Origin of the sequence: Bartonella alsatica (genome assembly GCF_013388295.1) — a bacterium.
Taxonomy (GTDB): domain Bacteria; phylum Pseudomonadota; class Alphaproteobacteria; order Rhizobiales; family Rhizobiaceae; genus Bartonella; species Bartonella alsatica.
In genome coordinates this window covers 790073-803436 of the sequence record NZ_CP058235.1, presented here as the reverse complement: position 1 = coordinate 803436, position 13364 = coordinate 790073, and the positions used below count along the sequence as shown (strand labels likewise).

Here is a 13364-nt window from a genome sequence, read left to right as displayed (position 1 = left end):
AAGGATTTAATAATATTATTAAAAAAGTCGTTTATTTCTGCTTCACATCGTCTATGGAGCTAAAAAAGTTACTTGAAAAATCTATCAGAGGATGTCAAAAAGAAGGACAGACAAACTGTAGTGGTGACCTCCATATTATGAAAAATTCTTTTTAAAAATATTTTGAATATTTTAGTTAAATTTTTCAGAAAGCATCGATTTGGAGTGTTGCGAGTCGGTTGTGTCTATGCTAAAAACTGAAAAGCTTTTTGTTCTGGGTTTTAAGAAGGGAATTCTTAAAATTCAGAGTATCTGTTTTATTTCATCTGATAAATATCAGAGAGTTGCTCAAGGGAAAGAGGCGGTATTTCGTGTCGGATTCATTTTCTCTTATACCGCTGCCATTGGTAGATCAACGCTATGCGCAAGCGCTTTTTGATTTCGTTCAAGAAATAGGGGTTGTTGAAAAGGTTGAAAAGGCAATAGCATCTTTTTTGCTTGTTTTGGATCAAAATGAAGACTTGAAACGCTTTATACATAGTCCATTCTTTTCAGTAAAAGAGCAGGCTAAAGTGATGCGTTCTGTTTGTGAAAGCATCGGATTTGCTGATGAAGGCGCTGGTCAGATTATTGGCCATTTTTTGCACATTATCGTAATGAACCGTCGGCTTTGTGCCTTGTCTGGTATTTTATATGCTTTTCAGCGTCGTGTTGCTCTTTCTCGTAGAGAAACTTCGGTGCAGATTGTTTCTGCTCGTCCGTTGAGTTCTCATCAAGAAAAAGAGTTGCGTGTGGCTTTGGAAGGTGTCGTTGGAGGTAAAATTTTGCTACACATCCTTATTGATCCAACTATTCTTGGTGGGTTGATTATTCGTGTGGGGTCGTCTCAAATTGATACGTCTCTTGTAACAAAATTGTCTTCGCTTAAGCTTGCATTGAAAAAAGAGGTCAGCTGATGGATATTAGACCATCTGAAATTTCAAAAATTCTAAAAGAGCAAATCAAAAACTTTGACCAAAAGGCTGAGGTTTCAGAAATTGGTTGGGTTTTATCTGTGGGTGATGGTATTGCCCGTGTTTATGGTTTGGATAATGTCCAAGCAGGTGAAATGGTTTCCTTTTCAAATGGTGTCCGTGGTATGGCTTTGAACCTGGAAATCGATAATGTCGGGGTGGTGATTTTTGGGTCAGATCGTGATATTCGTGAAGGTGATTGTGTTAAGCGGTTAGGCACTATTGTAGATGTTCCTGTGGGGCCAGCCCTTCTTGGACGTGTTGTCGATGCACTGGGAAATCCTATAGATGGGAAAGGACCTCTTAAAGCTACAGAACGTCGTCGTGTTGATGTTAAGGCTCCAGGAATTATTCCACGTCAATCTGTGCATGAGCCAATGTCGACCGGATTGAAAGCTATTGATGCACTCATTCCTATTGGACGTGGACAACGCGAGTTGGTAATCGGGGATCGTCAAACAGGGAAAACAGCAATTTTGCTCGATACATTTTTAAACCAGAAGCCGTTTCACGAAAAAGAAGCTGGGCGCGAACAGGACAAAGTGTATTGTATTTATGTTGCTATTGGTCAAAAACGTTCAACGGTTGCACAATTTGTGAAAGTTTTAGAAGAGCGTGGAGCCCTTGAATATTGCATTATCGTTGCAGCTACTGCTTCTGATCCTGCTCCATTGCAATTTATTGCACCTCTTGCCGGATGTGCGATGGGGGAATATTTCCGTGACAATGGTCAACATGCTTTGATTGGTTATGATGATCTTTCAAAACAAGCAGTTGCTTATCGCCAAATGTCTCTTTTGCTTCGCCGTCCGCCTGGTCGTGAAGCTTATCCCGGTGATGTTTTCTATCTTCATTCGCGTCTTCTAGAGCGGGCTGCAAAGTTGAATGCTGAAAATGGTTCCGGATCTTTGACAGCTTTGCCAGTCATTGAAACACAAGCAAATGACGTTTCTGCTTATATTCCTACAAACGTGATTTCGATTACCGATGGGCAAATTTTTTTGGAAACTAATTTGTTTTATCAAGGAATTCGTCCTGCTGTGAATGTTGGTCTTTCTGTGTCACGTGTTGGTTCTGCTGCGCAAATTAAGGCGATGAAGCAAGTTGCTGGTTCAATCAAAGGTGAATTAGCACAATATCGTGAAATGGCTGCTTTTGCACAATTTGGTTCTGATTTGGATGCTTCAACGCAGCGTCTTTTAAATCGTGGTGCACGTTTGACAGAGCTTTTGAAGCAGCCGCAATTTTCACCTTTGAAAACAGAAGAACAAGTTGTTGTCATTTTTGCGGGTGTTAATGGTTATCTTGATTCTTTGGCTGTTTCTGATGTTGCACGGTTTGAACAGGGACTTTTGACACTTTTGCGCAGTGATCACCAAAATCTTTTAAAGGCAATTGCTGACCAAAAACAGATAACTGATGAGCTTAAGGATAAGTTGCTTACTGTTCTTAAGTCTTATGCGAAGAATTTTTCATGATGATTGATGGAATGCTTGAATGGCTTCGTTGAAAGATCTTAGAGACCGTATCGCCTCGGTTAAGGCAACACAGAAGATTACCAAAGCCATGCAGATGGTTGCAGCGGCGAGGTTGCATCGTGCACAAGAGGCGGCTGAATCTGCACGTCCTTATGCGCAGCGGATGGCTACTATTTTGGAGAGTGTTGCTGCTGATGTTGATGGCATTGATGCGCCTTCTCTTATGCGCGGCACTGGACGTGATGATGTACATCTTTTAGTGGTGTGTACTGCTGAGCGTGGGTTGTGTGGTGCTTTTAATGTGCAGATTGCTCGTTGTGCGCGCGAACAAATTAAGAGACTGCGTGCTGCCGGTAAAATTGTTAAAATTTTGACTGTGGGCAAAAAGGGAGCAGATATTTTATCGCGTGATTATAAAGCTTTAATGATTGATCATATTGATTTGCATTCTGTAAAGCGAATTAGTTTTGCAGAGGCAGCGTTGATTAGCCAACGGATTGTTGATTTATTCAATGATGGGGCTTTTGATGTGTGTACATTGTTTTATTCTGAATTTGTTTCAGTGATTAATCAGCGCCCGACGGTTTTTAGCTTGATCCCTATGGTTTCTGCAAAAAGATCTGTTGAGACAATAGAGGTTATTAAAAAAGCAGATAAAAGCGAAGCTCTGCAATCGATTGTTTATGATTATGAGCCCGATGCTGCTTCTCTTTTAGATGCGCTTGTGCCACGCAATCTTTCGGTGCAAATCTTTCAGGCTTTGCTTGAAAATATTGCTGGTGAAATGGGAGCGAAGATGACTGCTATGGATAATGCATCGCGTAATGCGGGTGAAATGATTAATAAATTGACAGTGGCTTATAATCGACAACGTCAGGCACAGATCACTACGGAATTGATCGAAATTATTGCGGGTGCTGAAGCGCTTTAAATTGAAAAGGTAAAGATTGATGGTAAAAGCAGTGACATCAAGTAAGGAAGCAGCAAAAGTTGAGAAAAAGAAACCGGCTACTCGTTCAGGCATAAAAAAAGCCGCTTCAAAGTCTCAGACTAGTTTAAAAGATTCTTCTGGTTCTGTACGTACTTCTCCTCAAAAAGATGTGCATGGAAGTCCTGTAGGTCTACGTGAAAAAGGGGCTGTTGGTGAAATCAAACAAGTTATTGGTGCTGTCGTCGATGTGCAATTTGAAGGTGCGTTGCCGAATATTCTTAATGCATTGGAAACGGAGAATTTAGGTAATCGGCTGGTTTTGGAAGTTGCACAGCATTTGGGTGAAAATACTGTGCGTACAATTGCCATGGATACCACTGATGGTCTTGTCCGTGGGCAAAAAGTTTTTGATACAGGAACACAGATTAGTGTGCCTGTTGGAGAAGCGACACTTGGTCGTATTATGAATGTGATTGGAGAGCCAGTTGATAATGTGGGTCCAATTGCAACAACCAAAACGCGCTCTATTCACCAAAACGCTCCTGAATATATAGAACAATCAACAGTGTCAGAAATTCTTGTCACTGGTATTAAAGTCGTTGATTTGTTAGCACCTTATTCTAAAGGTGGTAAAATTGGTTTGTTTGGTGGAGCTGGGGTTGGTAAGACTGTTCTTATTATGGAGCTTATCAATAATATTGCAAAAGCTCATGGTGGATATTCGGTATTTGCTGGTGTTGGAGAACGTACACGTGAGGGAAATGATCTTTATTATGAAATGATCGAAAGCCGTGTGAATGTAAATCCAAAAGATAATAATGGTTCAACGGAAGGATCAAAATGTGCACTCGTTTATGGACAAATGAATGAGCCACCAGGAGCGCGTGCAAGGGTAGCTCTTTCAGGGTTGACAATTGCGGAAAGTTTTCGTGATGAAGGTCAAGATGTTCTTTTCTTCGTGGATAATATTTTCCGTTTTACCCAAGCAGGCGCTGAAGTGTCAGCTCTTCTAGGGCGTATTCCTTCTGCTGTGGGTTATCAGCCAACTCTGGCAACGGATATGGGTGCTTTGCAAGAGCGTATTACCAGCACAAAAACAGGTTCTATTACGTCTGTTCAGGCTATTTATGTTCCGGCTGATGACTTAACAGACCCGGCACCTGCGACATCGTTTGCCCATTTGGATGCGACAACGGTTCTTTCGCGTTCGATTGCAGAAAAGGGAATTTATCCGGCGGTTGATCCGCTTGATTCTTTCTCACGCATGTTGGATCCATTGATTGTTGGTGAAGAGCATTATAATGTTGCTTGTCAAGTGCAAACCATTTTGCAACGCTATAGGGCGTTACAGGATATTATTGCTATTCTTGGAATGGATGAACTTTCTGAAGATGATAAGTTGTTGGTGGGGCGGGCACGTAAAATTGAACGTTTCCTTTCGCAACCTTTCCATGTGGCTGAAGCTTTTACAGGTTCGCCCGGCAAGCTGGTGCCTTTAGAAGAAACAATCAAAGGCTTTAAAGGTCTTTGTGCTGGTGATTATGATGATTTACCAGAAGCAGCTTTTTATATGGTTGGTTCGATTGATGAAGCTATTGAAAAAGGAAAACGTCTCATTGCAGAGGCTTCTTCATAAGAATCTATAGTGAATCTTTTTTGTAAAGAGAATAGAGTGTCCTATATCGAGCTTCGTGGAGATTTTTGTGGAACGCAATAAAGAAGAGCATTTTTTGTTTGAGCTTGTGTCGCCTGAGAAAATTGTGTTTTCAGAGCAGGTGCTGTCTGTAGTTCTTCCTTCAGCGTCAGGTGCTTTGACAGTGATGGCTTATCATGCGCCTTTGGTAGCAAATATTGTGTTGGGGAGTGTTCATGTTCGTACATCTTCAGGGGAAAAACTGTTCGCTGTTTGCGGAGGGGTTGCTAATATTACTTTTTCGTGCTGCTCTCTTCTGGTGGAGAGTGTTGTTGCTGTTGAGCATCTTTCTTTTGATGTATTGGAACAGAAGATTTTGCAGTTTCGAGCAGCTTTAGAAGGAGGGGTAAGTGATGCCAAAAAACATAAGGTCAAAGAGTTTTTTCATCAACTGACAACTGCTGGTGTTGGGGATATAGAGGTGTAAAGGGGTATACGGGAAAGAGCGACATGAGCGGCAAAAGGAGTACGGTTATGTCTGCTAAGAGAGGAGGGAAACCTTTTCCCCATCCTGGTACTGTCTTTGCAGGTCCTTTACCAAAGTGTTTTGTTTATATTTTTGCCTCTTTTATTTTGCAGTGGGCTTATGGTTTAGGGGCAAATGTTGTTCAGTCTAACATTGTCCACCTTACCGGAGACTTTCACGCAACTCTGACCGAAACAACATGGTTGGTTGCGGCCTATATGGCACCAAATGTAAGCGTTGCAATCATGTTAATCAAAATTCGATACCAGTTTGGGCTTCGTGCTTTTGCTGAGTTATCAATTCTTGGTTTCGTTTTGGTTTGTGTTTTGCAGCTCTTTGTGACAGATTTGCGTTCTGCACTAATTATTCGGTTTTTTGCTGGTATTGCTGCGGCACCTTTGGCTTCACTTGCGCTTCTTTATATGATGGAAGCTTTTGCACCAGCAAAGAAATTTACTATTGGTCTTAGTTTGAATTATATGAATGCTGCTTTAGCTGCGCCCTTATCGCGTTTATTTTCTCCTGATTTGTTGGAAAATGGTGGTTTTTCGAGTCTTTCAGCGATGGAAATGGGGTTGGTTCTCGCCAGTTTAGGATGTATCTATGCTCTTCCACTGACCCCGGTGGTACGCAATAAGGTCATTCAAAAGTTAGATTGGGTGAGTTATAGTTTAATTGCTCTTGGTCTTGGACTCAATGCAGTAATTATGTCTGTTGGTATATTGTATTGGTGGTATGAAGCAGCTTGGATTGGTTGGGCGCTTGCACTTGCTGTTTTTTCTTTGGTTATTGCGATTATTATTGAACTTAATAGAGAAAACCCGTTGATTGATTTACGCTGGCTTTTCAGTAAAGAAATGGTGCAATCTGTTCTCATTTTATTGGTCTTTCATGTTTTCTTATTAGAACGATCAACTTTAGCGGTGGGTTTCTTTAATCTTTTTGGTCTATTAAATCGTGAGATGGCACCTATGTATCTTGCGATTATATTAGGTACTCTTTTAGGGGGCGCGGTTTGTGTCTTTTTTTTACGGGTTGGGCGTGAGGATTATTTTTATCTTTTATCTTTGGGGTGTTTGGCACTTGGGGCTTATTTAGATAGTCACGTAAACCACTTGACGCTTCCCCAAGATATGATGTTGAGTCAAGGGTTGGTTAGTTTTAGTTATGCACTTTTTTTACCTCCTGCTCTTTGCAAGGGGTTTGTGATATCTGGTGCGCGAGGACCGCGTTACGTTTTAAGTTTTATTGCTGTCTTTTTGCTCACGCAAGTGAGCGGCGGATTAATGGGAGCAGCTTTTTTTGGCAGTTTGCAGTTTTTTTTCGCTCATAAGAATTTTGAATCTTTAACACAAAATATTATTGTTACAGATCCTCTTATTTCAGGCGAGGTGAATACCTTATTTTCTCCTTCTTATGGTACTACTATTCCTCAGTTTTTGGGGGGAGAGCAAGGTACGTCTAAATTGATTGAAGAGTTTAAGTTAACAGCAAATATTTTTGCTTATGATGATGTTTTTCGGCTTTATTTTTATATTGCAATAGTTGTATTTGCTATTTTTCTTGTCAAAATATTTATAAAGTTGTGTTTTTTTCGTTTATTCGAAAAACAGTATAATGACAGTGAAGAGGGATGCAAAAAATGATAAAGGCATTACGGTCAAAAGCAACACTTATTGCATTCTTCTCAGGCATTACTGGTATTTTGCTAATTTTATGGGCTTGGAGGCTTCCTCCTTTTGTCAGTACAATTCAAATAACCGACAATGCTTCAATTAAGGGCGATGTTACTCTGGTAAGTTCACAGATCTCGGGGGTGATTGCACGAATTTATGTGCAAGATTATCAAAGAGTTGAAAAGGGTATGCTGTTATTTGAACTCGATGATGCTCTCTTTCGCCAACAGCTTGCACGAGCACAAGCTGTTTTAGATTCAAAAAATGCAAAACTTGCAAGTATTATGTTGCAGGCTCAGATTTTACAGGGAGAAGTTAATGCAGCGGAAGCTGAATTGGCACGTTCGCGAGCATTTTCCAATATTCTTCCTGAAAACAAGAAACTAGGCTTTAATGATGCTTCCAGTTCTGTTTCGCGTCCTCTTTCGCAATTATTGGCGGCGCTTGAAACAAAACGTCAATTACAAAAACAATTGGATCTTGAACGGCAAAGTTTACAATCAGAGGTTGCAAGTGCGAAGGTTGGTGTTGAATTAGCTAAGCTTAATCTTGGTCACACTAAGATTTTATCTCCTAAAACGGGATATATCGGGCTGGTTGGCGCGCGGGTAGGACAATATGTTTTGCCTGGTGCGCAATTGGTATCGGTCATTTCTGATGAGATTTGGATTATTGCTAATTATAAGGAAACGCAACTTTCTCAGATGCGTATTGGCCAACCGGTTATCTTTTCTGTTGATGCATTGAACAATAAAAAGTTAACAGGGCGGGTGGTCCGTTTCGCACCTGCGACAGGTTCGGAATTTTCACTTTTAAAAACAGATACTACAATTGGTAACTTTATTAAAATTGCGCAACGTATTTCAGTGCGTATTGCATTAGATCCTGGTCAGGAAGGGGCTGAAAAGCTTATTCCTGGTATGTCTGTGGTTACGTACGTAGATACTTCGCAGCGTGTTTCTTCTGGAGGATAAAATTTTGGGTTTTTTGACTTTTATTTTTATACCGTTTTCTTATAGCAAGTGGGCATTCACTTTGGAAGATTTCATTTGGTTTGTTATGATACATCTCTTTAAATTTTTATTTTTAGTGCTATAAAACAATATCCTTCAAGATGGGGAGTATAAGAAACATTCGTACATAATGAAACTTAATAGTCTCGTTTTTGTCTATTTTTAATTTTCTTTTACATCGACTAAAGTATAGAGGTGTACAGTTGTATAGCAAATTCAGAGCAGAGTTTATCCGATGAGCGAATTATATAAGCAGTGGTGAACACGTAGAATCTACCGCGAAAGAGATCAGTCTGTAATTAGATTGCTAGGGGAAAAGGATAAAATTCTCGTCCTTTATGGGGAGTAAGTTTTAAATTGAGATGATTACGGTATTCTGTCACGTTTTTTAAAGTTGTGGTTTTTTAACTATAGAAGAATGCCCGATTCAAAGCGGGCATTAAAGGAATTAATCGTATTATCAATTTTTGCGTGTCAGTAAGAAGCTAGCCAAAACTAATCCTGCAGCTAATGCGAGGGTTTTTTTAGGATTTTCTTTTACTTTTTTCTTCAATTCTGTGGCATGCTCATTGAGGTGGTAAAGCACATGAAGACCATTTTGTTTCCATGTGTCAAGCATGTCAGAGATGTTTTCATAGCTATTGTTATAAAAATGCCAACGACTTACAGGGACAAGTTCACTTTTTAGTTGTGCAATGCGTTTTTTAATTTTAGCATTTTTGGCGTTGGTTGAAAATAGACACATTTGTTGACTCCTTCATGTGATATATTGTTTTATGAGAAATGGAATTGTGTTTGGGGCTTTGCTATAACGGTTTGAAAATTGAAAAGTTGCATTTGTGGCGCTATTTGTCGATGAGATAAAAAAGGCTTAAATGAAGGATTACTTTTTATTCAGTATTTTAATTGTACTATGATAAGCATTATTTGCAGTGGTATGAAATATTGTCTTTCAAGATGCTGATATGACGACCAATAAAATACAGTGTCGTCTTTGTTTGATTTCAGTTTCCTTTTGAGTTAACCAAGTGTAGAAGAGTAAATTTGAACGGGAGATTCAAGACAAGATTTGTCTAATGATTCCGTGGGGTGGATTATATGAAGTAGATCACATAAGTGGTTAGCAAGTGGAAATTATTCGAGAGAAACTCATCTGTGATCAGATTGACGGTTTGGAGGAATTCTCATCCTTTAGGGTATGGAGAAAGCTAACATAAATAATGGTCGATAGGTGCTAGGTTTTGAAAATTTGAGGACTTGATGAGCACAGTATATTCTTTATCTAAACCTTTTGAGCGTCGTCGATCTGTTGGTGTTGTGGTTGGCGATGTGATAGTTGGTGGTGATAATCCAATAGTTGTGCAATCAATGACCAATACTGATACCGCCGATGTTAATGCAACCGTTGCACAAATTGCTGCTCTTTGGAAAGCTGGTTCCCAATTGGTTCGGATTACCGTTGATCGTGATGAAGCTGCTGCTGCTGTGCCAAAAATACGTGAACAGTTGGAAAGATTAGGCTTTTTTGTGCCATTGGTGGGGGATTTTCATTATATTGGTCATAAGCTTTTATCAGAACATCCTGCATGTGCTGAGGCGCTTGCAAAATATCGGATCAATCCTGGTAATGTCGGTTTTGGCACAAAAAAGGATCGTCAGTTTGCGCAAATTATTGAGATTGCTTGTCGGTATCGTAAAGCTATTCGCATTGGTGTAAATTGGGGGTCTCTTGATAATGTGTTGTTGACAAAGCTTATGGATGAAAATGCTAAGCAGGAAAATCCCTTATCTGTTTCTGAAGTTATGCGGGAAACAGTTGTTCAGTCGGCTCTGCTTTCTGCTGCTTTAGCTGAAGAGATAGGGTTGGAACGTGATAAAATTATTCTTTCTGCTAAAGTGAGTGATGTCCAAGATCTTATTACTGTTTACAGCAATTTGGCAGAACGTTGTGATTATGCGCTTCATTTAGGATTGACAGAAGCAGGAATGGGTACAAAGGGTATTGTTGCTTCTTCTGTGGCTTTGGGAATTTTGTTACAGCAAGGAATTGGCGATACTATTCGTATTTCCTTGACCCCTGAACCCGGTGGAGATCGAACACGAGAAGTGAAGGTGGGACAAGAACTTTTACAAGTTATGGGGTTGAGGCAATTTTTGCCTGTTGTTGCGGCTTGCCCTGGATGTGGTCGCACAACTTCGACAGTATTTCAACAATTAGCGCAAAAAATTGAATCGGATTTGTACAAAAATATGCCCATCTGGCGTGAAAAATATCCTGGTGTTGAAAGTTTAAAGATTGCTGTAATGGGGTGTATCGTCAATGGACCTGGAGAATCAAAACATGCTGATATTGGTATTTCATTACCTGGAATGGGCGAAAGTCCAGCAGCCCCTGTTTTTATTGAAGGACAGAAGGTGAAAACTTTGCGGGGAAACCGTATAGCTGAAGAATTTGAACTTCTCTTAAGTGATTATATTCATACACGTTTCGGGCAAGGTTGAAAAAGATTCTTGGAGCTCACTGTCTTCAATACATTTCTCCTTGATAACACTGTTTCCAAATAGATTTATCTGCAAACTAAATGTAATATTATCCTCAGTACTTTTACGGCTTTTATTGTAAAGCTGGATAATGCCATTAGAATTTTCCTAATTAGTGGAGCAAATTTCGTTGTTTTCAAAACCGCATTACTTAATTTTTGTGATTAAAGTTTTATAGTTTGTGGATCATGGGGCTCTATATTTGTTTTTTCAAAAGCCTCAACTATCTCAAAAACGCTTTGTATTGCTATAATAGTCTTCTATGTAAATCTATAAGTACAAAAAATTATAAAATCACAAACTGCACAGATGGTTGAAGGTCCTTATCTTTGAAAAACAAAAAACCGCTTTAGACAAATATCGCAGATTTGAGATGCTATAAAAAAGCATTGGCTTGAGAAATTTTGTAATTGCGTAAATGACCAAAAACATTCATTGATATATTTTGATACGAATACTAGGTTACATCTGGGAGAGGTGTTACTTTCAAATAGTATTTAAAACGAGGAGCTTAAAATGAAAGGAGAATCAAATAGTAAAGTGGTATTAGGGATGAAGATCAAGTCTTATTCCTCTACATCTGCTAAAATGAAATCTTTGATTTGCGATTTTATGGCATCATAATTCAAAATATTGGAAGGGATTGTATGGCCCCTTTTTATTTATAATTTGGGGGAGGGGATATGTATTTACAAAATGAAGATACGTTGCTGTTAATTAGCGACATGAGGAAGTGCGGAGTCAATTTGAGTGTTCTTGGTTTAGGAAGAAAAGCTCCGTATATCGGTCGTGAAGATGCAATAAAAATTGGCGATGGTTTCTTTATTTTGTGCTTATAAGAAAAGTATTGTCATTTCTGGTTCTGCTTGGATGTGGGAAGACTTCTTTTGTGCGTGAGCTTGCTTGTAGGCTTAATCAGTCTAAGTCTATGTTAAATGGATATGTCATATTAGAAGTTAATTTAGGAAGTGTGATCTCTGATACGCGGTTACGGGGGGAGTTTGAACGAAAAATCGGAGTTTTAATAGAAACTGTTTCTCCATATGAAAATGTCGCCCTGTTTATTGATGAGGGGCATTCAATTGCTCATACCAGAAGTGATGGGGGTATTGGTGCTATGGATTTATTCAAGCCTTTTATGCTGGAACAGAATTTAAAGCTCATTATAGCCACCAACTTCTGTTGAATTAGCACATATTCAAGGAGATGCAGCGTTTTTTCGTAGATTTCATCATATAAGCTTGGACCAGTTATCAATAGATGAAAAAATGAATGCTATAAGGCTCCATATAAAATATCTTGAAGAGTATCACGGGCGTGAATTTTGTTTTGATAATTTTTTTTGTTTTGATAATTTTAATTTTGATAACACAAGAGATTTGCATGATTTGTTGAGTCATGTCGATCTTCAGCTAGCTGGGGGGAGATTTGAAAATGAATTCGCTATATGAAAACAAGTATGTTTACTCGAATACCATATCAGCGAGGCAAGAAGGTGATGAGGTTTTGATAGGGGCAGATATACATAACGTTGTAGCCCTTGATATGAGTGGTACATCGCCGAATGTTATAAAGGCTTTGGCGTGTTTTGACGCAGAGAATACCATAGGTGATATAATATTAAAATGTAACCTAGATACTGCAGAAAGCGAAGATTTTTTATATTTAACAAAATATATGCTTGATAATAGAATAATAGAACCTCCCTCCTCTAAGGAGGATTCTATAAGAAAAGCAGGGCTTAGTGAGAGCGAATATAACAGATTTGATAGGCAAATTAACTTATTTAAGCCTGTATCAGGTAATTTTGACAATGCTCTTTTAGCTAACTCCAAATTGAAAGATGCTAAGATAACTATAGCTGGTTTGGGTGGATGCGGGAGCTATGTTTTTTATACATTATCTGCAATGGGTGTAGGACACATTAAAAGCTATGATTTTGATATTGTTGAAGAATCAAATTTGTCTAGGCAAATACTCTATAATTATAATGACTTAGGGAAAAAAAAGGTTGATGTTGTTAGAGATAAAGCGCCCTATATTAGCCCTTCAACTCAATATGCGTTCTACGATGAAAAAATAGATAGTATAGAGAAGGCATGCCGTCTGTTTGAAGGAGCTGATCTTGTTATATCCGCGGCAGATAATCCAAGGCCCGATTTTTTTCATTTGATGAACGAAGCTGCTTTTAATATGAGGGGTGCGCTATTATATGCCGGTTCGGCTACGGTAAATGCTATTGTTGGGCCACTTATTATTCCAGGTAAAACCAGATGTTATGCATGTGTGAATCAGAATCATATGAAGGGTGTTAATGTGTTTGAATTTGTTAAAAATATTAAGCAAAACTATATGAATACTTTGATAGATCCATATAATGCGGTTGCTGGTTCTTTGGCTGCTCTTGAAGCAGTGAAATATTTAACGGATTTTGACAAATGTCAAATTATAGAAAGAACATTATTCATTAATTTTTCCGGGTATCAAATTGGTAGGACTGGAGATCCATATAGCGGCTATTGCCATGTTTGTAATAAAATGTAAGCTTTTATATTTATATAAAATAATTAGTAC

The 13364-nt window shown here is 38.9% G+C and carries 11 protein-coding genes; 10 read left to right on the top strand and 1 reads right to left on the bottom strand.

All coding sequences use genetic code 11. From position 1 onward, the window contains the following. Positions 1–350 precede the first annotated feature (350 nt). The 7 genes from atpH to HWV54_RS03320 all read left to right on the top strand — a co-directional run bounded on the left by atpH (position 351) and on the right by HWV54_RS03320 (position 8210). A complete protein-coding gene (gene atpH, locus HWV54_RS03350) occupies positions 351–935 on the top strand; it encodes an ATP synthase F1 subunit delta (protein WP_005866724.1) in 585 nt (194 codons plus the stop codon). Continuing rightward, positions 935–2470, top strand: coding sequence for a F0F1 ATP synthase subunit alpha (gene atpA / locus HWV54_RS03345; RefSeq protein WP_005866726.1), 1536 nt, complete (start codon positions 935–937; stop codon positions 2468–2470). The genes atpH and atpA overlap by 1 nt, the downstream gene beginning before the upstream one ends. 19 nt (positions 2471–2489) lie before the next feature. Next, on the top strand, positions 2490–3401 hold the full coding sequence (locus tag HWV54_RS03340) for a F0F1 ATP synthase subunit gamma (protein ID WP_005866728.1): 912 nt from the start codon (positions 2490–2492) through the stop codon (positions 3399–3401). A 19-nt stretch (positions 3402–3420) separates the two neighbouring features. After that, positions 3421–5037, top strand: a complete 1617-nt coding sequence (atpD, locus tag HWV54_RS03335; RefSeq protein WP_005866730.1) for a F0F1 ATP synthase subunit beta — start codon at positions 3421–3423, stop codon at positions 5035–5037. A 67-nt stretch (positions 5038–5104) separates the two neighbouring features. Next, positions 5105–5521: a F0F1 ATP synthase subunit delta/epsilon gene (locus tag HWV54_RS03330; protein ID WP_005866732.1), complete on the top strand. Its 417-nt coding sequence runs from the start codon at positions 5105–5107 to the stop codon at positions 5519–5521. A 23-nt stretch (positions 5522–5544) separates the two neighbouring features. Beyond that, complete coding sequence (locus HWV54_RS03325) at positions 5545–7206, top strand: MFS transporter (protein WP_040296414.1); 1662 nt, start codon at positions 5545–5547, stop codon at positions 7204–7206. After that, the gene (locus tag HWV54_RS03320) at positions 7203–8210 is read left to right on the top strand and encodes an HlyD family secretion protein (protein ID WP_005866736.1); all 1008 of its coding nucleotides are present in this window, start codon (positions 7203–7205) and stop codon (positions 8208–8210) included. The genes HWV54_RS03325 and HWV54_RS03320 overlap by 4 nt, the downstream gene beginning before the upstream one ends. Before the next feature lie 499 nt (positions 8211–8709). On the opposite strand, the gene HWV54_RS03315 is transcribed toward HWV54_RS03320, so the two are convergent. Further along, positions 8710–8994 (bottom strand): hypothetical protein, encoded by a 285-nt coding sequence (locus tag HWV54_RS03315; protein ID WP_005866737.1) that lies wholly within the window; start codon positions 8992–8994, stop codon positions 8710–8712. Positions 8995–9509: 515 nt separating this feature from the next. Between HWV54_RS03315 and ispG the strand changes: the two genes are divergently transcribed. The 3 genes from ispG to HWV54_RS03300 all read left to right on the top strand — a co-directional run bounded on the left by ispG (position 9510) and on the right by HWV54_RS03300 (position 13334). Then, positions 9510–10751 (top strand): flavodoxin-dependent (E)-4-hydroxy-3-methylbut-2-enyl-diphosphate synthase, encoded by a 1242-nt coding sequence (ispG, locus tag HWV54_RS03310; RefSeq protein ID WP_005866738.1) that lies wholly within the window; start codon positions 9510–9512, stop codon positions 10749–10751. A gap of 967 nt (positions 10752–11718) precedes the next feature. Continuing rightward, entirely contained in the window at positions 11719–11976 is a 258-nt protein-coding gene (locus HWV54_RS07015) for a hypothetical protein (RefSeq protein ID WP_245256323.1), read from the top strand. Positions 11977–12224: 248 nt separating this feature from the next. Beyond that, positions 12225–13334: a HesA/MoeB/ThiF family protein gene (locus HWV54_RS03300; RefSeq protein WP_005866746.1), complete on the top strand. Its 1110-nt coding sequence runs from the start codon at positions 12225–12227 to the stop codon at positions 13332–13334. Positions 13335–13364: the final 30 nt, after the last annotated feature.

Coding starts and splice junctions, on each gene's coding strand:
- HWV54_RS03300 (WP_005866746.1), top strand. CDS start 12,225: ATGAATTCGCTATATGAAAACAAGTATGTTTACTCGAATACCATATCA.
- HWV54_RS03320 (WP_005866736.1), top strand. CDS start 7,203: ATGATAAAGGCATTACGGTCAAAAGCAACACTTATTGCATTCTTCTCA.
- HWV54_RS03325 (WP_040296414.1), top strand. CDS start 5,545: ATGAGCGGCAAAAGGAGTACGGTTATGTCTGCTAAGAGAGGAGGGAAA.
- HWV54_RS07015 (WP_245256323.1), top strand. CDS start 11,719: ATGTTAAATGGATATGTCATATTAGAAGTTAATTTAGGAAGTGTGATC.
- HWV54_RS03315 (WP_005866737.1), bottom strand. CDS start 8,994: ATGTGTCTATTTTCAACCAACGCCAAAAATGCTAAAATTAAAAAACGC.
- HWV54_RS03340 (WP_005866728.1), top strand. CDS start 2,490: ATGGCTTCGTTGAAAGATCTTAGAGACCGTATCGCCTCGGTTAAGGCA.
- atpA (WP_005866726.1), top strand. CDS start 935: ATGGATATTAGACCATCTGAAATTTCAAAAATTCTAAAAGAGCAAATC.
- ispG (WP_005866738.1), top strand. CDS start 9,510: ATGAGCACAGTATATTCTTTATCTAAACCTTTTGAGCGTCGTCGATCT.
- atpD (WP_005866730.1), top strand. CDS start 3,421: ATGGTAAAAGCAGTGACATCAAGTAAGGAAGCAGCAAAAGTTGAGAAA.